Here is a 20,055-nt window from a genome sequence, read left to right as displayed (position 1 = left end):
CGCGTAGGTGCTCGAGAGGTGGATCGGCGGGACGACGCCGCCGCCCACCCCCAGGGGGGAGGCTTCGGCACGCGCGCCGTGCACGCGGGCCAGCACCTGGACGAGGTGTTCGGCGCCGTCGTCCCGCCGATCCACCTCTCGAGCACCTACGCGCCCACGGCCGTCGGCGAGCTGCGGCGCGGCTACGACTACGGCCGCGGCACCAACCCCACCCGGGACGCGCTGCAGGAGCAGCTGGCCGCGCTCGAGGCCGGCGTCGACGAGTCCGGCGCCCCCCGGGCCACCGGCCTCACGTTCGCCTCCGGCCTGGCCGCGGAGACCGCGCTGATCATGGGCGCGGGCCGGCCGGGCATGACGATCGTGCTCGGCAACGACGTGTACGGCGGCTCCTACCGCCTCATCTCCCGCGTGCTCGCCCCGTGGGGCGTGGAGCACGTCGTCGTGGACATGGGGGACGCCGAGCAGGTCGCCGCCGCCGTCGAGCGCGCCGCCGCCGCGGGGCCGGTCATGGTGTGGCTGGAGACCCCGTCGAACCCGATGATGAAGATCTCCGACGTCGCCGCGGTCGCCGAGGCGGCCCACGCGCACGGCGCCCTGCTCGTGGTGGACAACACCTTCGCGACGCCGTACCTGCAGTCCCCGATCGCCCTCGGCGCGGACGTGGTGGTGCACTCCACCACGAAGTACATCGGCGGCCACTCGGACGTGATCGGCGGGGCGCTCGTGATCCCGGACGCCGCACTCGCCGAGCAGGTGAAGTTCCAGCAGTTCGCGGCGGGGGCCGTGAACGGGCCCATGGACGCGTACCTGACCACGCGCGGCCTCAAGACGCTCGGGGTGCGCATGGACCGTCACCAGGCCAACGCCCAGGCGGTCGCCGAGTGGCTCACCGGCCGCGCCGAGGTCTCCCAGGTGCTCTACCCGGGGTTGCCGGACCACCCCGGCCATGAGCTCGCGCAGCGGCAGATGCGCGGTTTCGGCGGCATGGTCTCGCTGCGCCTGTCCGGCGGCGCCGCGGCGGCCCGCCGCGTGGCCGAGTCGACCCGCCTGTTCCAGCTCGCCGAGTCCCTGGGCGGCATCGAGTCGCTGATGAACTACCCGGCGGAGATGACCCACGCCTCCGTGGCCGGCACCGAGCTGGCCGTGCCGGACGACCTGCTGCGCCTGTCGGTGGGCATCGAGGACGCCGAGGACCTCGTGGCGGACCTGGAGCGGGCTCTGGGCAGCCTCTGACCCGCCGACGTCCGCCAGAGGTCTAGCGCACGGGTGGGGAGCACGGGGCGGCGTAGTGTGACGGGCATGACCCTCACCGCCTTCGTCAACGCCCATGTCGTTCCCGTCGCCGCCGAGCCGTTCGACGGCGCCCTGCTCGTCGAGGACGGCCGGATCACCGCGCTCGGCCCCGACGTCGAGGCGCCCGACGGCGCCGAGGTGGTGGACTGCGAGGGGCGCTGGCTGCTGCCCGGCTTCGTGGATGCCCACGTCCACCTCGGCATGCACGCCGAGGGCGAGGTCGGTGCGACCGCGGACGTCAACGAGATGACGGACCCGGTGATGGCCGGGGTGCGGGCGATCGACGCCGTCGACCCGAACGAGCCGGGCTGGAAGGACGCCCTGGCCGGCGGGGTGACCACCGTGAACGTCAACCCCGGCTCGGGCAACCCGATCGGCGGCCAGGCGGTGGCGCTGCACACCCACGGACGCACCGTGGACGAGATGGTGCTGCGCAGTCCCTCGGGCGTGAAGTCCGCCCTCGGCGAGAACCCCAAGAACGTCTACAAGGAGAAGGGCCGCACCCCGTCCACGCGGCTGGGCACCGCCCTCGTGATCCGCGAGGCGTTCCTGCGGGCGCAGGGCTACATGGCCCGCCGCGCGGAGGCCGAGCGCGAGGACAAGCCCTTCACCCGCGACCCCCACCTCGACGCCCTCGCCCTCGTCCTGGAGCGCACGATCCCCTGGCGCCAGCACTGCCACCGCACCGACGACGTCGCCACCGCCCTGCGCCTGGCCGACGAGTTCGGCTACGACCTCGTCCTGGACCACGGCACCGAGGCGCACCCGCTGGCCGACCAGCTCGCGGCCCGCGGCGTGCCGGTGCTGATCGGCCCGCTGTTCACCACCAAGTCCAAGCCGGAGCTGCGGGGCCGCTCGATGCGCAACCCGGGCCGTCTGGCGCGGGCCGGCGTCGAGATCAGCATCATCACCGACCACCCGGTGGTGCCCATCGACTTCCTCGTCTACCAGGCGGCGCTGTCGGTGAAGGAGGGCCTGGACCGGGAGACCGCCCTGCGCGCCATCACCCTGCATCCCGCGCGCGTGCTGGGGCTGGACGACCGCATCGGCTCCCTCGAGGTGGGCAAGGATGCCGACCTGGTGCTCTGGTCCGGCGACCCGCTCGATGTCATGCAGCGGGCCCTGCGCGTGTGGATCGGCGGCCGTCAGGTCATGGAGTACGGCCTCGCCACGGCCCGGCCCGTCGTCGCCTCCGCCCGTCCCGTGGAGGACTGAGCGGCGCCGCCGCCCGGCGGCGGGGGCGGGACGCGCGGGCTCAGCGCCGCACGCGCGAGCGCACGGGCGGCAGCCAGACGAGCGCGGCGCCCAGGAGCATCACGACGGCGAGGATGATCAGCAGGCCGTTGGCCCGCAGGAACGCGGGGGCGGCCAGCAGGACGGCGATGAACGTCAGGGTCCCGATCGCCGAACGACGGCGGCGCAGCAGACCGATCCAGCCCCACAGGGACGCCGCGGCCAGCAGGGCGACGGCGGTGCCCATCGTGAACTGCCCCGTCGCGCCGCCCAGCACGCCCACCGACTCCATGCCGGTGAGCGGATCGATGACGGGCTCGCCGCTGTCCTGTGCGCGGGCCCCGTTCCAGAGGAACGCGCCCGCGATGCCGACCAGCACCACGGTGACCGCGAGCCAGTAGAGGCGCGCGACCTTCAGGAGCGGGTGGACGAGGCCGGCGTCGGACTCGGCCGCGTCCCGCGCGGCCAGGTCGCGCTCGCGGTCCGCGCGGCGCCGTTCCAGGCGCTCCTCGTCCTCGGCGGTGAGGCGGGCGCGCTCGGCGCGCAGCCGTGCGTCGTCGGCCCGCTGACTCTCCCGGAAGGACTGGGTGGCGCGGCCGGCGGCCCGGCCGAGCCCGCGGGCGAGGGGGCGGTCTTCGCTGTTCTGGGGCACCTGCCGAGCCTATCGCCCCGGCCGGTGAGCGACCGGGGTGTCCGAGGGCACAGCCCGGCCCGGGGTCCGGTGGCGTAGACTGGGCGGACCGGATCCGGTCTCTCCCCCTGTGATGAGTGAGCGTGGACGCGTGTGCCACGCCGGACTGCAGATGTCTGTGCAGATGTGTGTGCGGGCCACGAACGTCGTGGCCCTCGGGGGCTGCCGGGTGGACGGAATCATCTGACCCAGCTGGCCCCTGCGCCCCACGACGTCGACCCGCGACCGACGTCCTCCGGCGTGCGCCCGCGCATCCCCACAGGAGGACCCATGTCCGACATCCTCGATCCCCAGACCACCGCCGAGGCCGCCCCCGAGCTCGTCGAAGCCGAGCAGGAGGCCACCGGGACCGTCCCGCAGGTCGACGCCGCCCCCGCGGCACCCGCCCAGCCCGCCGCCCCTGAGGCCCCCGCCGAGCTTCCTGGACCTCGGCCTGGACGCCCGCGTGCTGGCCGCCGTCGAAGACCTGGGCTACACCCGCCCCTCGCCGATCCAGGAGGCGACCATCCCGCTGCTGCTGGACGGCCGCGACGTCGTGGGCCTGGCCCAGACCGGCACCGGCAAGACCGGTGCGTTCGCGCTGCCGGCCCTGTCCCGCCTCGCCGAGACCACGGACGTGACCGGGCGCGCGGACACCCCGCAGGTGCTCGCGCTCGCCCCGACCCGCGAGCTCGCCCTCCAGGTGGCCGACGCCTTCGACAGCTACGCCAAGCACCTCGACGACGTCTCCGTGCTCGCCGTCTACGGCGGCTCCCCGTACGGCCCGCAGCTGGCCGGACTGCGTCGGGGTGCGCAGGTCGTCGTCGGCACGCCGGGACGCGTGATCGACCATCTCGAGCGCGGCTCGCTGGACCTCTCCGACCTGCAGACCCTCGTGCTGGACGAGGCGGACGAGATGCTGCGCATGGGCTTCGCGGAGGAGGTGGACCGCATCCTCGCCTCCACCCCGGACACGAAGCAGACCGCCCTGTTCTCCGCCACCATGCCCCCGGCCATCCGTCGCATCTCCGCCCAGTACCTGAACGCCCCGGAGGAGGTGGCCGTCGCCCGTCAGTCGACGACGTCCGCCACGATCCGCCAGCGCTACCTGCAGGTGGGTCACCAGTGGAAGTTCGAGGCCCTGAGCCGCATCCTCGAGACCGAGGAGCACGACGGCGTCATCGCCTTCGTGCGCACCCGTGCCGGCACCGAGGAGCTCGCCCAGAAGCTCACGCGCGCCGGGTTCAAGGCCGTGGCCATCTCCGGCGACATCGCCCAGAAGCAGCGCGAGAAGACCGTCGAGGACCTGAAGGCCGGCCGCGTGGACATCCTCGTGGCCACCGACGTCGCCGCCCGCGGCCTGGACGTCGAGCGCATCTCTCACGTGGTCAACTACGACATCCCGCAGGACGCCGAGTCCTACGTGCACCGCATCGGCCGCACCGGCCGCGCCGGCCGACAGGGCGACGCCGTGCTCTTCATGACCCCGCGTGAGCGCTTCCTGCTCAAGCAGATCGAGCGGACCACCCGCCAGCAGGTCGAGGAGATGGCCGTGCCCTCCGTCGCCGACGTCAACGCGGCCCGCAAGCGCCGCTTCGCCGACGGCATCACCCGCACCCTCGAGCGCGCCTCGGAGGAGGAGCTGGCGGTGTTCGGCGAGATCGTCGCCGCGTACGTCGACGAGCACGAGGCCGAGCCGGCGCGCGTGGCCGCCGCACTGGGCATGATGGCCCAGGGCGGCCGCCCGCTGCTGGCCCGCGAGCAGGAGATCCCGTTCGGCGGCGCCCGCGGCCGCAAGGACCGCGACGGCGGCCGCGAGGGTGGGCGCGACGGCGGCCGTGAGCGCGGCACGAGTGACGGCCGCGGCTCGCGTGGCCCGGCCCGGGAGCCCGCGGCCGGCAACGCGACGTACTGGATCGCCGTCGGGCACCAGGACCGCGTGCGGCCGGGCAACATCGTGGGCGCGCTGGCGAACGAGGTGGGCCTGCCCGCCTCGGCCATCGGCGCGATCGACCTGCGCGGCAACCACTCGCTCGTCGAGTTGCCGGCGGACCTGACCGCGGCCCAGCTCGAGGCCGCGGCCAACGCGGAGATCAACGGCCGTCGCCTCGGCCTGCGCAAGGACACCGGTCGCCCGACCCGCGCCGAGCGCGACGGCGAGGACCGCGGTGAGCGCCGCGGCGGCTTCCGCAAGGACCGCGGCGAGCGCGGCGGCTTCCGCGGGGACCGCGACGGCGGCCAGCGCGGCGGGTACCGCAAGGACCGGGACGACCGCGGCTCCCGCGAGGATCGTGGCGGCTTCCGCAAGGACCGGGACGACCGCGGCTTCCGCGGCGACCGCGGGGGACGCCCCGGCGGCCGCAAGCCCCGCTGGGGCGCCCAGGAGCGCTCGGATCGGGGCGCCCGCCGCTGATCCGGCCGGGGTGCGGACCCCGCCGGAGGCCGTGACCGGGGCCGATTTTGCATCGGCCCCGGGGCCCTGGTAGAGTCTCACCTCGTTGCCCCGATAGCTCAGTGGTAGAGCGCCATCTTGGTAAGATGGAGGTCCCGGGATCGATTCCCGGTCGGGGCTCTGACATGAGAGCCCGCCCTCGCGGCGTGATAACCGTGAGTGCGGGCGTTCTCGTGTCGTGGCGGCGTAGCTCAGCTGGTTAGAGCGCACGACTCATAATCGTGAGGTCGGGGGATCGAGTCCCCCCGCCGCTACGGAATCGGACGGACCCGGTCACCTCCTCGGAGGGGCCGGGTCCTTTCGCGTTCCGGGGCCCGTCCGTCGCCCCGGTAGCCTGGCGGGCATGTCCACGCGTCGCCCCGCCCACCAGCCCACCCGCGGCACCGCCGCGCCCCGCGGCTTCGTCTCCCCGTGGGAGCACGGCTCCCGGCTGTACCGGACCCTCGTGCTGACCGGCTCCGCGCTGTTCCTCGTGGGGATCGTGCTGGCGGTCGTCGGCGGGACCACCGGACGCCTCGCCGTCTCCGGGACCGCCCTGGGCGTGCTCGGCGCGGGCGTCGCCGTGCACCTGTCCGCCCAGCTCGTGCGCTTCCGCCAGGCCGCCCGCCGGCAGGGGGAGCGGCGCCCCGGCCGTTAGGCTGGACGGCAGTCGAGAACCGTCCCGCAGGAGGCCCGAGTTGAGCGTGAACCCCGACGTCGCCGGGCGGAGCTATCCGCCCGCGCCCCCCTTCCAGGTCGGTCGTGAGGCGGTCCGCGGCTTCGCCGAGGCCGTGCAGGCCCAGCATCCCGCGCACCACGACGTCGCGGCCGCCCGGGCCCTGGGACACGCCGACCTGGTCGCCCCACCGACCTTCGCCGTCGTCATCGCCCAGCGCGCCGAGGCCGCCGTCGTCGCCGATCCCGAGCTGGGGATCGACTTCTCGCGCGTGGTCCACGCGGACGAGCGCTTCGTCCACCACCGGCCGCTGGTGGCCGGGGACGAGGTCGTGGCGACCGTGCGGGTCGAGGCCGTGAAGTCCCTCGGCGGCAACCGCATGGTCACCACCGTCACCGAGATCGCGGATCTGGACGGCGCGGCCGTCTCCACCGTCACGTCCACCCTGCTGGTCCGGGGAGAGGAGTCCTGATGAGCACCGCCCCCCGCCTGTCCGACCTCGCCCGGGGCGAGGTGGTCGGCACGCGCACCGTCACGTTCACCCGCGCCGGCCTCGTCGCCTACGCGGGCGCCTCCGGCGACCGCAACCCGATCCACTGGTCCCCGACGTTCGCCGAGCACGTCGGCCTGCCCGGCGTCATCGCCCACGGGATGCTCACCATGGGCGCGGCCGTGCAGCTCGTCTCAGACTGGGCGGGCGACCCGGGCGCCGTCGTCGACTACCAGACCCGCTTCACCGGCATGGTGCCCGTCGCGGACACCACGGGGCGCACGGACGACGACGGCGCGCCCGTCCCCGGCGCCACGCTCGAGGTCGTCGGCACGGTCGGGGCCGTGGACGAGGCCGCCGGGACCGTGCGGATCGACCTGAACGTCACCAACCCGGACGCGGCGAAGCCGCGCGTGCTGACCAAGGCGCAGGCCGTGGTCCGTCTGGCCGACCCCGCGGGGGAGAGCGCGTGAGCGAGCGGCTGGCGGACCACACCACCACCCGCGTCGGCGGGCCTGCGCGCGCGTGGGTCACCGCGCGCACCGAGGCCGAGGCGATCGAGGCCGTGCGCGCCGCCGACGCGGCGGGCGAGCCCCTGTTCGTCCTCGGCGGCGGTTCCAACACCCTCATGGCGGACGCCGGCTTCCCCGGCACCGTCGTGCGGCTGGCCTTCGAGGGAATCCGGGTGCTGGACGGGCCGGTGCCCGGAGAGGGCGAGACGCCGCCGGCCGGCGACGGGGCCCGGCCCGCGGGCCACGAGGGGGAGGCCGTCGTCGTGCGGATCGCGGCGGGGCACCCGTGGGACGACGCCGTCGCATGGACCGTGGCGCACGGGCTCGGCGGGATCGAGGCGCTTTCGGGCATCCCGGGCTCGGCCGGTGCGACGCCCGTGCAGAACGTCGGCGCCTACGGCGCGGACGTCTCGCAGGTGCTCGTCGCCCTGCGCGCGTGGGACCGGGAGGCGGGCGAGGTCGTCGAGCTGACGCCCGCGGACCTGCGCTTCGGCTACCGCGACTCCGTGATCAAGCGTTCCATGCTGGAGACCGGCGCGCCGAGTCCCCGGTGGATCGTGCTCTCGATCGACCTGCGGCTGCGCCGCGCGTCCTCCGACGCCGAGCCGACGGCGCCGGTCCGCTACGGGCAGCTGGCGGCCGCGCTCGACGTCGAGGAGGGCGCCCATGCCCCGCTCGCGGTGGTCCGCCGCGAGGTGCTGGCCCTGCGCGCCGCCAAGGGGATGGTGTCCGACCCGGCGGACCCGGACGCGTGGTCCACGGGCAGCTACTTCACGAACCCGATCGTGCCCGCGTCCGTGCGGGCCTCCCTGCCCGAGGGCGCCCCGGCGTTCGCGGCCGGGGAGGCCGAGGACGGGACGCCGCTCGTGAAGCTCTCGGCGGCCTGGCTGATCGATCGCGCGGGCTTCGCGAAGGGCTTCGGGCTGCCCGAGGTCGCCCCCCGCGAGGGCGGGCCGGACGGCCGCGGAGCCGACGGCACCGGCCTGGCCGGGGGCCGCGCGTCGGTGTCCACGAAGCACACCCTCGCCATGACCAACCGCGGCGACGCGACCACCGAGGACGTCCTGACGATCGCGCGCACCGTGCGCGACGGCGTGCGCGAACGCTTCGGCGTCGAGCTGCACCCCGAGCCGATGATCATCGGCACCAGCCTCTGACCCCTCACTTTCGTTCGGGAAACGGCGCCCTCAGGAGTGCTTTCGTTCGGGAAACGGCGCCCCTTGGCGGGGCGGGCGCCGTTTCCCGAACGAAAACGGGAGCCGGGTCCGCGCCTCGGCGCCGGCGTCGCGGCTCAGAGGTTGCCGGTGGCGATCATCAGCATGCGGCGCACGGGCTCGGCCGCACCCCACAGCAGCTGGTCGCCGACGGTGAACGCCGAGAGGTACTCGGGACCCATGTTGAGCTTGCGCAGCCGACCGACGGGGATCTGCAGGGTGCCGGTCGCGGCGATCGGGGTCAGGTCGGTGACCGTGGCCTCCTTGGTGTTCGGCACCACCTGCACCCACTCGTTGTCCGCGGCGATGATCTGCTCGACCTCGTCCAGCGGCACGTCCCGGGTGAGCTTGAGGGTGAGGGCCTGCGAGTGCGAGCGCATGGCGCCGATCCGCACGCACAGCGAGTCGAAGGGGATCCGGTCCGCACCGGTCAGTCCGAGAACCTTGTTCGTCTCGTCGTAGGCCTTGCGCTCCTCGCGGGAGACGCCGTCGCCCAGGTCGGCGTCGATCCAGGGGATCAGCGAGCCGCCCAGCGGCACGCCGAACTGCGTCGAGTCCAGGCCGCCGCGCTGCAGCTCGATCACCTTCCGGTCGATCTCGAGGATCGCCGACGCCGGATCGGCCAGCTCGGCCCGCACCGCGCCGCCCAGCTCCGCGTACTGGGTGAGCAGCTCGCGCATGTGCCGGGCGCCGCCGCCGGAGGCCGCCTGGTAGGTCATGGCGGTGCCCCACTCGACCAGGCCCGCCTTGAACAGGCCACCCAGGCCCATGAGCATGCAGGACACGGTGCAGTTGCCGCCGATGAAGTCCTTCGTCCCGTTCGCCAGGGCGGCGTCGATGACGCCGCGGTTCACGGGGTCCAGCGCGATCACGGAGGTGTCCGCCATGCGCAGGGTGGAGGCGGCGTCGATCCAGATGCCGTCCCAGCCGGCGGCGCGCAGCTTCGGGTACACGGCCTGCGTGTAGTCCCCGCCCTGCGCGGTGAGGATCACGGGCAGGGCCGTGAGCGCGTCCACGTCGTACGCGTCCTGGAGCACGCCCGGGTCGCCGGCCATGCCCTCGAGCACGGGCGCGGGACCGCCGGCGTTGGATGTGGAGAAGAAGACCGGGTGGACGCGGGCGAAGTCGCCCTCCTCGGCCATGCGCTGCAGGAGGACGGACCCCACCATGCCGCGCCAGCCGACCAGGCCCACGGTGGGCACGGCGGCCGCGTCGGGGGCGTTCACAGATGCGGGGGCAGCGGAAGTCATGCCCTCCAGGCTAGCGGCCCTGCTGCCCGCGCTTCCGCTTGTTCCACGCGATGAGACCGCCCACGGCGAACACCTGGGTCAGCACGAGCAGGAACACCAGCCCGGCGATGGTCTTGCCCTGCAGCACGAGGATCAGCCCGAACACGGCGCACACGAACGCCAGCACGGGCAGGGCGACGAGCGCGAGGAACGTGACCGCCTGCGGGGAGAGCAGACGCTGGTCGGAGTCGGTCGGGGCCATGTCAGTCGCGTTCCCATCGTTCGAAGCGGTGGCGCGGGCCGGAGGCGGAGTCCAGCCACGCGTCGGGGGCGGGGTCGACGGCGGTGCGCCGCCAGCGGGCGTCGAGCGGCGGGGCGTGCGTGTCGCCGTCGACGTCGGCGTCGATCACGGTCACCTCGGCGCGCGAGGCCACGTCGAGGGCCTGCTCGTAGAGGGTCGCCCCGCCGATCACCCACACGGTGTCACAGCCGTCGGCCTCGGCCGCGGCGGCCAGGGCCGCCCCGAAGCCCGGCACGACGACGGCACCCGCGGCCCGCAGCTCCGCGCCGGCCTCCTCGGTGGCCGTCAGGGTGCGGGAGACCACGATGTTCGTGCGCCCGGGCAGCGGGCGGAACCGCGCCGGGAACGACTCCCACGTGCGCCGGCCCATGATCACGGGGTGGCCGTGCGTGTGGGCCCGGAAGTGGGCGAGGTCCTCGGGCACGTGCCACGGCATGGTGCCGTCGCGGCCGATGACGCGCTCGGGGGTCTGGGCCCAGATCATGGCGATCACGGGCTCGGTGGGACGGGTGGCCCGGCTCATGGGGTCGCTGCGCATCCTCGGCTCAGACGGCGATCGGCGCCGTGATGGTGGGGTGGTGACGGTAGTCGAGGACCTCGAAGTCGTCGTAGTCGTAGTCGAAGATCGACGCGGGGGTGCGCCGCAGCCGCAGCCGCGGGTACGGGTACGGCTCGCGGGAGAGCTGCTCGCGCACCTGCTCCTCGTGGTTCGCGTAGATGTGCGCGTCCCCACCGGTCCACACGAACTCGCCGGGCGTCAACCCGGTCTGCTGCGCGACCATCACCGTGAGCAGCGCGTACGAGGCGATGTTGAACGGCACGCCGAGGAACAGGTCCGCCGAGCGCTGGTAGAGCTGGCACGAGAGCCGCCCGGGGGCGCCGTCCTGACCGGGGGAGACGTAGAACTGGAACAGCGCGTGGCACGGCGGCAGCGCCATCTCGTCCACCTCGGCGGGGTTCCACGCGGTGACGATGTGCCGGCGCGAGTCGGGGTTCGTCCGGATCTGCTCCACGACCTTGGCGATCTGGTCGATGTGGCCCCCGTCCGGGGTGGGCCACGAGCGCCACTGCACGCCGTAGACGGGGCCGAGCTCGCCGTCCTCGTCCGCCCACTCGTTCCAGATCCGCACGCCGCGCTCCTGGAGCCACCGCACGTTCGAGTCCCCGCGCAGGAACCACAGCAGCTCGAGCGCGACCGACTTGAAGTGCACGCGCTTGGTGGTGATCAGCGGGAAGGACTCGGCCAGGTCGAAGCGCAGCTGGCGGCCGAACACGCTGCGCGTGCCCGTGCCGGTCCGGTCCGTCTTGACGGCCCCGTGGGCCATCACGTCGGCGAGGAGGTCCTCGTAGGGGGTGGGGATGCTCACCCGGCCCACTCTAGCGATCCGAGCGGACGCGCTGAGCGTCGTGGACGGCCCGGCGGAGGCGGGTACCGGCAGGGCAGGGCCCCGCCCCCGGTCAGCCGTGGAAGACCATGTCCTGGTACTCGGGGTAGCGGCGCAGGTAGTCCTCCACGTAGGAGCACTCGGGCACGATCCGGTCACCCTCCGCGCGCAGCCTGTCCAGGACCATGGTCACGAGGGCGCGGGCGTAGCCGCGGCGGCCGAACTGCTCGTCGATGATGGTGTGCTGCAGGCGCAGGACCACGGTGTCCTCACCGTCCGCGCCGCGCACGGTCTCCTGGTCGTAGCCGAGGAATCCGATGAAGGTCCCGTCCTGGCGCAGCTCGAAGCGCTGACGGTCCGGGTCCCGGGTCACCGTGAGGCGCTCGTGGACGATCTTCTCGGGCTGGCTCTGGGCGGCGGTGTTCTCCATGACCCGAGCCTAGGGCCGGGGGCGGACCCGCTCAACGGTGGCCCGGTCGTGCGGGACGAGGCCGGCGCGGGCGGCTCAGTCGTCCCAGGGGTCGTAGACCTCGACGGCCACCACGTCGCCGTCGAGGTCGAGGGCGCGGTGCGCCACGAGCACAGCGCCGGGCCGCAGCCACGGGTCCTCGGTCGGCAGGGCCCGCAGCACGCGGTCCGCCTGGCCGGCGGCCGCGTCCTCGACCACCTCGAACAGGGTCGGCAGCACCGGCCGGTGCGTGCACACGACCAGGGGCCGGGAGCGGCCCATGAGCTCGGCCATCACCTTGCGGGTCTTCTTGGGCTTCTCCCGGGCCGTGGTCTCCGTGAACGCGCCCTTGGTCTTCAGCGGCAGCCGGCTGGACTTCACGAGCGGGGCCAGCGTCTCCACGCAGCGGCGCCACGGGGAGGAGACCAGCTGTTCCGGCCGCCAGGCCGCCACGAGGCCCTCGACGGCGAGCGCCTGCCGCCGGCCCGTCGCCGCCAGCGGGCGCTCCTGCTCGGCACGGGACCACGAGGAGCGGGGCTTGGCCTTGGCGTGGCGCAGCACCAGCAGCGGCACGGTCCGCAGGCGCCCCCGGGAGGCGGCACGCAGTAGCAGCTCGAGCGGTTCGCGATCCGAGTCGTTCGTCAGCAGCCGCCGGGCCTCGTCCGGCCCGACCCAGCGGACCTCGTCCACCTCGTCGCCGTCGGGGAGGGCGCGCTGGCCGTCGACCTCGGCGGCCCAGTACCAGACCTCCTTGCTCTGACGTGCGCCCCGCTTGCCGGGCACCTCGTACGCCGTCACGCACAGCGGGATGCCCGGCCGCAGCTCGAGGCCGACCTCCTCGCGCAGCTCGCGCACCGCGCACTCCGGCAGCGTCTCACCCGGATCGAGCTTGCCCTTGGGCCACGACCAGTCGTCGTAGCGCGGCCGGTGGATCACCATCACCTCGAGGCCGCCGGGCACGCGGCGCCACGGCAGCATGCCGGCGGCCAGCACCTCGGCGCGGGGGCCTTCCGAGACACGGTCCTCCGTGGACCAGCGGGCGACGCGGTCGGCGTGGGACGAGGGCATGGGGCGGGTTCCTCTCGAGGTGCGGCGGCCGCGACGACTGCTGGGGCAGGGCACGGGGCGTGGCCGACCCCGCGGGGGCCGGCCCCACCAGGATACGAGGCCGCCGGGATGTGCCCGGCCGGTCCCCGCCCGAGGGTCTCAGGGGCGGCGGTATTGGGCGCCGGCGGCGAACAGCTCGAAGCCGAGGGACGCGTAGAGCGTGACGGCGGCCGTGTTGTCCGCGTCCACGTACAGGTCCACGACGTCGACCCCCTGCTCCGCCATCCGGTGCAGCCCCGCCAGGGTGAGGGCCCGGCCGAGGCCGAGGCCCTGGGCGTCGGGGGAGACGCCCACGGCGTACACCTCCCCGACGCGCGGGCCGTCGGCTCCGGCATCCGGCTCCACCTTCGTCCAGTGGAAGCCGAGCAGCCGCCCGTCCGCCTCGCGGGCGGCGAGCAGGAGGCCGTCGGCGTCGAACCAGTCCTCGGCCATGCGGTCGTCGAGGTCGGCGCGGGTCAGGCTGCCCTGTTCGGGGTGGTCCGCGAAGGCGGCGGCGTTCACGTCCAGCCAGGCCTGCTCGTCCTGGCCGGGGACGAAGCCGCGCAGGGCCACCCCGTCGGCGAGCCGCACCTCCGGCAGGGCCGCGAGCGCCGCGTGCGACAGGCGCATCCGGCGCAGCTCGCGGACGGGCTCGAGGCCGTGCCGCCGGGCGAGCCGGACCGCCCCCGGGAGCATGCCGTGGGCCCAGACGCTCGTGGTCTCCTCCCGCGCCAGGTCCCGGACCGCGGCGGCCGCGGCGTCGGCCAGGACCGTCCCCCGGCCGGTGCGGCGTGCGGTCGGGTCGACGACGAGCTCGAGCACGGCCGCCGTGCCCTCGGGCACGAGCACGGCCGCCCCGTCGATCGCCCCGTCCGGGCCCCGGGTGGCTCCCCACCAGAGCTGCCCGCCGCGGGCGAGCAGCACGCGCGTCTGGTCCGACAGCGGGGGATGGCCGTCCGCCGCCCCGGCGCGGTCGGCCAGGTCCAGGACGGCGCTCGCCTCCTCCGGGCGCGGGGTGACGACGCGCGGCATGCCGTCGGCGTCGGAGGTCGTGGGGGTGGGGTGTTCGGCCATGCCGGCCACCCTACGGAAGGAGGACGGTGGCCCGCGAGGTGCGCCCCGCCGTCGCCCGCCCAGGGCCGAGCCGGTGCGCACCTGGCAGGATGGGGCAGGTGATGCGCTTGTCCATGGCCCTGAGTGCGGCCGTCGCCGCCCTCGTCCTGGGCGGTGCCGCGTTGCTGGGCCCGGTCCCCGCCGCCCTCGCCGCCGCCGTCGTGATCCTGGTCATCGCCTGGGGCTGGCCGCGGCAGATGGGGGCGCCCGCGCGCCTCTCGCTCAGCGTCACCCTGGCCGTCGCCGGGGGCGCCGCGGTGCTGCTCATGCTGCTGTGGCCGCCGCTCGAGGACGGCCACAGCGGGGCCTGGACGCTCTTCGAGCCGCTCGCCGTCGTCGTCGCCTGGAGCACCATGGCCTCGTTCGTCGTCCAGCTGGTGCGCGGGACCGGCCGGCCGCTGCGCCTCGAGTCCACCGTCGCCACGATGGGCGGGGCGTTCATGGCCGTCGTGACGGCGTGCTGGGTGGCCGTCTCGCGCTGGACCGACACCCCCGCGGTCGCCGGGCTGGTCATCACGCTGGCGGTCACGGTGGCCGCGGTCTGCCTCGTCGGCCTCACCCCGTGGATGCAGGGCCGGCCGGGAGTCCTGGCGCTCGTCGTCATCCCCCTCGGCACGGTGCTCGCGTGGCCCGTCTCGGCGCTGGCCGGCGTGGGCGCCCAGGACCGGCCGGCCGTCACGGCCGCGGCGCTCGCGGTGGCCGTGCTGGTGTCCCTGACCGCCGCCACGGCGCCGTCGTCGCGGCCGCGACCCGAGGACCGGCCGGTGGGCACCACCCTGCGCCCGCGCCGGGCGGGCTACGCCCTCGCGTTGGCGCCCGTGGGCGCGGCCGGCGTCGTGGCGCACGTCATGGTGGGCTTCCTGGCCTGACAGGTCGGGCCCGCTCGGTAGGATGTCCCGCATGGATACCCTTCTTGCGCTCGAGATCTTCTTCCTGGCCCTCGTGGTCCTGGCCGGCCTGGGCATGGCCGCCGTCGCCGCGGTCGTCATCAGCGGCCTCTTCAAGGGCCAGCGCTGAGGACGCGCGGCCCGCTGTCGGGCCGCGCCGTGATCTGCCATGGCGACTGAACTCCCCTACGACCTCACCCCCGAGCTCGCGCCCCTGTCCTGGCTCATCGGCAGCTGGGAGGGCCAGGGCCGCCTCGGCGACGGCTCCGCCGGCACCGAGATCTTCTACCAGCGGGTGGACTTCACCGAGCACGGTCTGCCGTTCGTCGAGTACCGCGCGGAGTCGTGGCTGTGCGAGGCGGACGGCACGCTGCTGCGTCCGCTGACCGTGGAGTCCGGCTTCTGGCAGGTGGACCGGGCGCGGCGCGACGGCGACGTCGGCCCCGGCATGCGCCCGGCGGACATCGTCCCCGCGTTCCGCTCCGCCGAGGACGTCGAGCGGCTGCGCGTCGGCGACGAGGGCTTCGGCCTGACCGCCACCATCACGCATCCGGGCTCGCTGTCCGAGCTGTACTACGGCCGCATCAAGGGCCCGCAGCTGCAGCTGGCCACGGACGCGGTCCTGCGTGGCTCCGCCGCCGGCCCGTACCACCGGGCCACCCGCATGGCCGGTCTCGTGAACGGGCAGCTGTTCTGGCGCTGGGACGTCGCGGACGCCGCGGGCGCCGAGCTCGAGGCGCACGCCTCCGCCATCCTGGACCGCATGCCGAGCGCGGCCGAGGGTCGGCTCGCTCCGGGGGCCGAGCGTCCTCGCGGGGCTCGCGGGGAGCAGTCGTGACGACCTCCCGCAGCCCGCTGCTGGACCTGGCCGTGGCCGAGCCGCAGGGGCCGGCCGGCGGCGCCGTCGAGGGCCGCGGCCCGGACGCCGGCGTCGCCGCGCACTACGGTCGCCCCCTGCCCGAGCAGCGCGCCCTCGCCCGGGGCCGCGCCCTGGTCGACCTCTCCCACCGGGCCGTGCTCTCCGTGTCCGGCCCGGACCGGCTGAGCTGGCTGCACACGCTCGGCACGCAGCACGTCGAGACGCTGCCCCCCGGCACGAGCACCGAGATCCTCTTCCTCGACGTGCAGGGGCGGATCGAGCACGCCGCCCACCTGCTCGAGGACGGTACCGCGGCCTGGCTCGTCACGGACCGCGAGGACGGCCCGGGCCTGGCCGCGTGGCTCACCTCGATGCGCTTCTCCCACGACGTCACGCTGCGGGACCACACCGGGGCGGTCGCCGTCGTGGGCGCCACCGCGCCCGTGCCCGGCTGGGAGGACCGCACCGTGTGGCTGGACCCGTGGCCGCGCGTCGGCGCGGGCGGCTGGGCCTACACGGCCGATCCGGATCCGGCGACCCACCCGGGTGCGGACTGGTCCTGGCGCGAGTACCTCGTCACCCGGGCCGACCTCGAGGCCACCGTCCGCGCGCTCGGCACGGGCGTGCTCGCGGGCTGGTCCCTGGCGGGCACGACGGCGGCCGAGGCGCTGCGCATCGAGGCCGGCCGCCCCCGCCGGGCCCTCGACGTGGACGACCGCGCGATCCCGCACGAGCTGGACCTGCTGCGCACCGCCGTGCACCTCGAGAAGGGCTGCTACCGCGGTCAGGAGACCGTGGCGCGCGTGCACAACCTGGGCCGCCCGCCCCGCCGCCTCACTCGCCTGCTCCTGGACGGCTCCGTCCACGCGCTCCCCGAGCACGGTGCCCCCGTGATCCTCCGGCCGGCCGAGGACACGCCCGAGGCCCGCGCCGCCGCCCGTCCGGTGGGGACGGTCACCGCCGCGGCCCAGCACCATGAGGCGGGCGCCGTCGCCCTGGCGCTGCTCAAGCGCACGGTGCCCGTGGACGCCGAGCTGCTGGTCCGCGAGGACGCTCCCGGCGAGGACGGTGCCGCCGAGGGCGGCTGGATCGCCGCGAGCCAGGAGCCGCTCGTGTCCCCGGACGCCGGGCAGGTCGTCGGCCGACCGCGCGGCGTGGGCCGCCTGCGCTGACCGACTCGCCGGCTCAGTCCAGCGCGAGGACGGTCCGCGTGCCCGCCGCCTCCAGCCCGACGGCGATCGCCACGTGGTGCGCGGCTGTGTGGCCCGCCGGCACCTCGGCGAACGGCAGCAGCCCCTCCAGCGCCGCCCGGTCCATCGCCACGGCCACCGCGTAGCGGCCGAGCCCACGACCGCGCAGCCGCGGTGGGGTGAGGGTGCCCAGCGAGGCCAGCACGCCGCCCGTCACGCGATGCCCCGCCGCCGCCACCGCGGCTTCGATCGCCCGTCCTGCGCCGTCGTCGGGAACGAGCGCGACCGAGGACTCCCAGGAGGGGACACCCGCCTCGGCCACGTCGTCCGCGGGGGCCCGCGCGGCCACGGCGTGGACGTGGGCGGGGTCGTGGGACACGGCGACGGTGCGCGAGGGGTCGACTGGCGGCGGTTCCTCGGCGGCGTAGAGCGTGAACTCGCCGCGCGAGCGCACGGCCTCCCCGGCGGCGGCGCGCACCGCCGTCCGCAGCAGGGCCGACTCCACGCCCAGCGCCTCGGCGGGCACGCCGCGGCAGGCACGCGTGAACCACGCCGGCCCCGCCACGACGGTGGCCCAGGGCAGGGCCAGCACCTCCGCCTCGGCGACGCCCTGCCGGGCCACCTCGATGCGGCGCGGCTCGGCACCCGCCGCCGGGGCGTCGCCGGGCAGGAGCGCGGTGTCGGGCAGGCCGAGCCGACGCGCCAGCCCGAGGGCCAGCACGCCGACGGCGGGGTGGTCGGGTCTCACCGGCCGAACAGGATCTTCGCCTCGTCGTAGCGCGAGACCGGCACCTTCTTGAGGCCCTTGAGGGCGGCGCTCATGGGGATGGAGATGATCTCCGTGCCGTTGGCCGCCACCATCTGTCCCCAGCGGCGCTGGGCGACGAGGTCGACGGCGCCCATGCCGAAGCGCGTGGAGAGCACGCGGTCCGTGGCGGTGGGGGCGCCGCCGCGCTGGATGTGGCCCAGGATGGTGCTGCGCGTCTCGATGCCCGTCATCTCCTCGATCTCGCGGGTCACCCACTCGCCGATGCCGCCCAGACGCGGCCGGCCGGACGCCTCGACGCCGGCCTCGGCCAGCGGGTCGTCGTGGCCCTCGGGGACGAAGCCCTCCGCCACCACGACCAGCGGGGAGCGACCGCGGTCGTGGACCTGCTGCACCCACTCGGCGACCTGGGACATCGGGGTGCGGACCTCGGGGATGAGGATCGCGTGGGCGCCGGCGGCCATGCCCGAGTGCAGGGCGATCCAGCCGACGTGGCGGCCCATGACCTCGGCGACCATGCAGCGGTGGTGGGACTCGCCCGTGGTGCGCAGCCGGTCCATGGCGTCCGTGGCGATCTGCACGGCCGTGTCGAAGCCGAACGTGTAGTCGGTGCCCTGCAGGTCGTTGTCGATCGTCTTGGGCACGCCCACGATCGGCAGCCCGTCCGCGGCCAGGCGGTTCGCGCCGGCCAGGGTGCCCTCGCCGCCGATGGCGATGACGGCGTCGATGTCCAGCTCGCGCAGGTTGCGGAGCATGTTCTCCGGGCCGCCGCCCTCCGCGTTGTAGGGGTGCGTGCGGGAGGTGCCGAGGATGGTGCCGCCGGTGCGGGCCAGGCCGCGCACGCGGGAGCGGGGCAGGTCCTCGACGTCCTTCTCGATCAGGCCGGACCACCCGTTGCGGATGCCCACCATCTCCATGTCGTACGACTTGATGCCGTGCAGGACGGCGGAGCGGATGACGGCGTTGAGGCCGGGGCAGTCGCCTCCGGAGGTGAGCATTCCGATGCGCATGGGATCCTCTCGGGCGTTCTCGTGCGGGGGGTCGGCACCACCCTAGGCGCGCCCGCCCCGTCGCGTCAGGGGACGGGCGACGGGCGGCGGGTCAGCCGAGGGCCACGAGGACGGCGACCTGGAGGGCCGTCGCACCCACGAGGATGCCGCTCGCCGGGCCGAGGGTGCCGGGACGACGGCCGCTGAGCAAAGCGCCCAGCATGACGGGGGCGATCACCGCGAGCGCGGCCACGAGCATCGGCACCGCCAGCAGCGTGGGGGTCGGACCGACACCGAGCAGCAGGCTGATCCCGAGGGCGGCGAGCGCGGCGAGGACGGCCCCGGCGTAGGTGGCGGCCTGCGCGATCGGCCCGAGGCGCGGCTTCGCGGCCGTGGCTGCGGACCCCGAGCCGGTCGGGGCGGTGGCTGCCCGGGGGGCCTCCTCGGCCAGGCGCGCCGCGGCTCGCCGCTCGCGGGAGTGGACGTGGTCGCGCCAGGTGCCGGTCGCGGGGTCGATCCATTCGGGGCGGAAGCCGTGCGGGTCGGTGACCTCGGCCGCCCGCTCGCGCGGACCTCCGCCGACGTACCAGGCCGGGCGCGGCACGGCGTGGCTGGGCTGGTCGGCGTCGGGGGCCCGGCCCGGGGCCACGCGGGCCTGCGCCCGGCCGTCCCAGCGGGTCACGAGCCACCAGACGAGCACGGCCAGCGCGCCCAGGCCCACGAGGGAGCCGGGGCCGCCCACGGCCGGGGCGATGAGGGTGAACCCGGCGCCGAGCAGCAGGTTGAGGGCGCCGATCGCCCCGATCACGCCGATGGCCACGGTGGCGTCCTGCCACTCCCCGCGGCGCAGGCGGCCGAACTGCACGCGTCCGTCGGCGTCGGGGAGCACGGCCCAGGCGGCCGCGTAGGCCAGCAGGCCCAGGCCCGCGGAGACCATGCACACGGCGACGAACACGCCGCGGGCGAGCAGCGGGTCGATGCGGTAGCGCTCGGCCACGCCGCCGAGCACCCCGCCGACCCACGAGGCCGGCGAGCGGCGCACGGCCCAGCCCAGGACGGCGCGGCGCAGCCAGCCCGGCAGGGCGTCCAGCCCGTCGGGGCCGGTCTCGCCCGCGGCGGCTCCGTCGGGGGCGACGTGGGGGCCGAGGCCGGTGAACGGGTCGTGTGTGCTCGTCATGCCTCCATCCTCGTCCGCCCGCGGCCCCCGCCCATCCGGGAACTCCCGGAATCCTCCCCGGATGTGCCGCCCCGTCCGACGCGGCAGGATGGGGGCATGCCCACCC

21 protein-coding genes and 2 tRNA genes are annotated in these 20,055 nt (G+C 75.2%); 12 read left to right on the top strand and 11 right to left on the bottom strand.

Annotation, left to right across the window (positions count from 1 at the left end):
* The first annotated feature begins 18 nt into the window (after positions 1-18).
* Both J1M41_RS06765 and J1M41_RS06760 read left to right on the top strand, forming a co-directional pair.
* Positions 19-1,233 carry a cystathionine gamma-synthase gene (locus J1M41_RS06765; protein ID WP_206451410.1) on the top strand — a complete coding sequence of 405 codons (1,215 nt, stop codon included), beginning with the start codon at positions 19-21 and terminating at the stop codon, positions 1,231-1,233.
* A gap of 66 nt (positions 1,234-1,299) precedes the next feature.
* Positions 1,300-2,508 carry an amidohydrolase gene (locus J1M41_RS06760; RefSeq protein WP_206451409.1) on the top strand — a complete coding sequence of 403 codons (1,209 nt, stop codon included), beginning with the start codon at positions 1,300-1,302 and terminating at the stop codon, positions 2,506-2,508.
* 40 nt (positions 2,509-2,548) lie between these two features.
* Here J1M41_RS06760 and J1M41_RS06755 read toward each other — a convergent pair whose 3' ends face one another.
* A complete protein-coding gene (locus tag J1M41_RS06755; protein ID WP_206451408.1) occupies positions 2,549-3,178 on the bottom strand; it encodes a hypothetical protein in 630 nt (209 codons plus the stop codon).
* Between the two features lie 484 nt (positions 3,179-3,662).
* Between J1M41_RS06755 and J1M41_RS06750 the strand changes: the two genes are divergently transcribed.
* From J1M41_RS06750 to J1M41_RS06720, 7 genes are all read left to right on the top strand, one after another.
* Positions 3,663-5,609, top strand: a complete 1,947-nt coding sequence (locus J1M41_RS06750) for a DEAD/DEAH box helicase (RefSeq protein WP_342214079.1) — start codon at positions 3,663-3,665, stop codon at positions 5,607-5,609.
* A gap of 87 nt (positions 5,610-5,696) precedes the next feature.
* Positions 5,697-5,768: transfer RNA gene (locus J1M41_RS06745), tRNA-Thr, on the top strand.
* Positions 5,769-5,828: 60 nt separating this feature from the next.
* A tRNA-Met gene (locus J1M41_RS06740) sits at positions 5,829-5,902 on the top strand.
* 89 nt (positions 5,903-5,991) lie between these two features.
* Positions 5,992-6,285 (top strand): hypothetical protein, encoded by a 294-nt coding sequence (locus tag J1M41_RS06735; protein WP_041103577.1) that lies wholly within the window; start codon positions 5,992-5,994, stop codon positions 6,283-6,285.
* Between the two features lie 40 nt (positions 6,286-6,325).
* Positions 6,326-6,775, top strand: a complete 450-nt coding sequence (locus J1M41_RS06730; RefSeq protein ID WP_010080353.1) for a MaoC family dehydratase N-terminal domain-containing protein — start codon at positions 6,326-6,328, stop codon at positions 6,773-6,775.
* Positions 6,775-7,266: a MaoC/PaaZ C-terminal domain-containing protein gene (locus J1M41_RS06725; RefSeq protein WP_206451407.1), complete on the top strand. Its 492-nt coding sequence runs from the start codon at positions 6,775-6,777 to the stop codon at positions 7,264-7,266. The genes J1M41_RS06730 and J1M41_RS06725 overlap by 1 nt, the downstream gene beginning before the upstream one ends.
* Complete coding sequence (locus tag J1M41_RS06720; protein WP_206451406.1) at positions 7,263-8,462, top strand: UDP-N-acetylmuramate dehydrogenase; 1,200 nt, start codon at positions 7,263-7,265, stop codon at positions 8,460-8,462. Before J1M41_RS06725 ends, J1M41_RS06720 begins: the two co-directional genes overlap by 4 nt.
* A gap of 134 nt (positions 8,463-8,596) precedes the next feature.
* On the opposite strand, the gene asd is transcribed toward J1M41_RS06720, so the two are convergent.
* The 7 genes from asd to mshD form a co-directional block, all read right to left on the bottom strand.
* Positions 8,597-9,769 (bottom strand): aspartate-semialdehyde dehydrogenase, encoded by a 1,173-nt coding sequence (asd, locus tag J1M41_RS06715; protein ID WP_167754951.1) that lies wholly within the window; start codon positions 9,767-9,769, stop codon positions 8,597-8,599.
* Positions 9,770-9,779: 10 nt separating this feature from the next.
* On the bottom strand, positions 9,780-10,010 hold the full coding sequence (locus J1M41_RS06710) for an NF038396 family protein (protein ID WP_098094553.1): 231 nt from the start codon (positions 10,008-10,010) through the stop codon (positions 9,780-9,782).
* Between the two features lies 1 nt (position 10,011).
* A complete protein-coding gene (locus J1M41_RS06705; protein ID WP_041103571.1) occupies positions 10,012-10,572 on the bottom strand; it encodes a dihydrofolate reductase in 561 nt (186 codons plus the stop codon).
* A 22-nt stretch (positions 10,573-10,594) separates the two neighbouring features.
* Entirely contained in the window at positions 10,595-11,425 is an 831-nt protein-coding gene (locus tag J1M41_RS06700) for a thymidylate synthase (RefSeq protein WP_144879430.1), read from the bottom strand.
* A gap of 82 nt (positions 11,426-11,507) precedes the next feature.
* The gene (locus tag J1M41_RS06695; RefSeq protein WP_041103569.1) at positions 11,508-11,864 is read right to left on the bottom strand and encodes a GNAT family N-acetyltransferase; all 357 of its coding nucleotides are present in this window, start codon (positions 11,862-11,864) and stop codon (positions 11,508-11,510) included.
* Between the two features lie 75 nt (positions 11,865-11,939).
* Entirely contained in the window at positions 11,940-12,950 is a 1,011-nt protein-coding gene (locus J1M41_RS06690) for an NUDIX domain-containing protein (protein WP_206451405.1), read from the bottom strand.
* Between the two features lie 138 nt (positions 12,951-13,088).
* Positions 13,089-14,042: a mycothiol synthase gene (gene mshD, locus J1M41_RS06685; RefSeq protein WP_206451404.1), complete on the bottom strand. Its 954-nt coding sequence runs from the start codon at positions 14,040-14,042 to the stop codon at positions 13,089-13,091.
* A 101-nt stretch (positions 14,043-14,143) separates the two neighbouring features.
* On the opposite strand from mshD, the gene J1M41_RS06680 reads away from it, so the two are divergent.
* The 3 genes from J1M41_RS06680 (at position 14,144) to J1M41_RS06670 (ending at position 16,999) form a co-directional block, all read left to right on the top strand.
* The gene (locus J1M41_RS06680) at positions 14,144-14,950 is read left to right on the top strand and encodes a hypothetical protein (protein WP_241247802.1); all 807 of its coding nucleotides are present in this window, start codon (positions 14,144-14,146) and stop codon (positions 14,948-14,950) included.
* 187 nt (positions 14,951-15,137) lie between these two features.
* Positions 15,138-15,806 (top strand): FABP family protein, encoded by a 669-nt coding sequence (locus J1M41_RS06675; RefSeq protein WP_206451402.1) that lies wholly within the window; start codon positions 15,138-15,140, stop codon positions 15,804-15,806.
* Complete coding sequence (locus J1M41_RS06670; RefSeq protein WP_098094564.1) at positions 15,803-16,999, top strand: folate-binding protein YgfZ; 1,197 nt, start codon at positions 15,803-15,805, stop codon at positions 16,997-16,999. Before J1M41_RS06675 ends, J1M41_RS06670 begins: the two co-directional genes overlap by 4 nt.
* Before the next feature lie 13 nt (positions 17,000-17,012).
* Here the strand turns inward: J1M41_RS06670 and J1M41_RS06665 are convergent, their stop codons facing one another.
* The 3 genes from J1M41_RS06665 to J1M41_RS06655 form a co-directional block, all read right to left on the bottom strand.
* Positions 17,013-17,765 (bottom strand): hypothetical protein, encoded by a 753-nt coding sequence (locus J1M41_RS06665; protein WP_206451401.1) that lies wholly within the window; start codon positions 17,763-17,765, stop codon positions 17,013-17,015.
* Positions 17,762-18,793, bottom strand: a complete 1,032-nt coding sequence (locus J1M41_RS06660) for a 6-phosphofructokinase (RefSeq protein ID WP_098094566.1) — start codon at positions 18,791-18,793, stop codon at positions 17,762-17,764. Before J1M41_RS06660 ends, J1M41_RS06665 begins: the two co-directional genes overlap by 4 nt.
* A gap of 91 nt (positions 18,794-18,884) precedes the next feature.
* Positions 18,885-19,949, bottom strand: a complete 1,065-nt coding sequence (locus J1M41_RS06655; RefSeq protein ID WP_206451400.1) for a PspC domain-containing protein — start codon at positions 19,947-19,949, stop codon at positions 18,885-18,887.
* Between the last annotated feature and the right edge of the window lie 106 nt (positions 19,950-20,055).

It is taken from the genome of Micrococcus sp. KRD096, from assembly GCF_017168495.1.
Taxonomy (GTDB): Bacteria; Actinomycetota; Actinomycetes; order Actinomycetales; family Micrococcaceae; genus Micrococcus; species Micrococcus luteus.
Note: the sequence above shows the minus strand (reverse complement) of the source record. Positions and strands in the feature narration are given on the sequence as shown.

Excerpts from the sequence above, each read along its gene's own strand:
- J1M41_RS06760 (WP_206451409.1), top strand. The coding sequence starts at position 1,300 with ATGACCCTCACCGCCTTCGTCAACGCCCATGTCGTTCCCGTCGCCGCC.
- J1M41_RS06735 (WP_041103577.1), top strand. The coding sequence starts at position 5,992 with ATGTCCACGCGTCGCCCCGCCCACCAGCCCACCCGCGGCACCGCCGCG.
- J1M41_RS06725 (WP_206451407.1), top strand. The coding sequence starts at position 6,775 with ATGAGCACCGCCCCCCGCCTGTCCGACCTCGCCCGGGGCGAGGTGGTC.
- asd (WP_167754951.1), bottom strand. The coding sequence starts at position 9,769 with ATGACTTCCGCTGCCCCCGCATCTGTGAACGCCCCCGACGCGGCCGCC.
- J1M41_RS06710 (WP_098094553.1), bottom strand. The coding sequence starts at position 10,010 with ATGGCCCCGACCGACTCCGACCAGCGTCTGCTCTCCCCGCAGGCGGTC.
- J1M41_RS06705 (WP_041103571.1), bottom strand. The coding sequence starts at position 10,572 with ATGAGCCGGGCCACCCGTCCCACCGAGCCCGTGATCGCCATGATCTGG.
- J1M41_RS06695 (WP_041103569.1), bottom strand. The coding sequence starts at position 11,864 with ATGGAGAACACCGCCGCCCAGAGCCAGCCCGAGAAGATCGTCCACGAG.
- J1M41_RS06690 (WP_206451405.1), bottom strand. The coding sequence starts at position 12,950 with ATGCCCTCGTCCCACGCCGACCGCGTCGCCCGCTGGTCCACGGAGGAC.
- mshD (WP_206451404.1), bottom strand. The coding sequence starts at position 14,042 with ATGGCCGAACACCCCACCCCCACGACCTCCGACGCCGACGGCATGCCG.
- J1M41_RS06680 (WP_241247802.1), top strand. The coding sequence starts at position 14,144 with ATGCGCTTGTCCATGGCCCTGAGTGCGGCCGTCGCCGCCCTCGTCCTG.
- J1M41_RS06675 (WP_206451402.1), top strand. The coding sequence starts at position 15,138 with ATGGCGACTGAACTCCCCTACGACCTCACCCCCGAGCTCGCGCCCCTG.
- J1M41_RS06660 (WP_098094566.1), bottom strand. The coding sequence starts at position 18,793 with ATGCGCATCGGAATGCTCACCTCCGGAGGCGACTGCCCCGGCCTCAAC.
- J1M41_RS06655 (WP_206451400.1), bottom strand. The coding sequence starts at position 19,949 with ATGACGAGCACACACGACCCGTTCACCGGCCTCGGCCCCCACGTCGCC.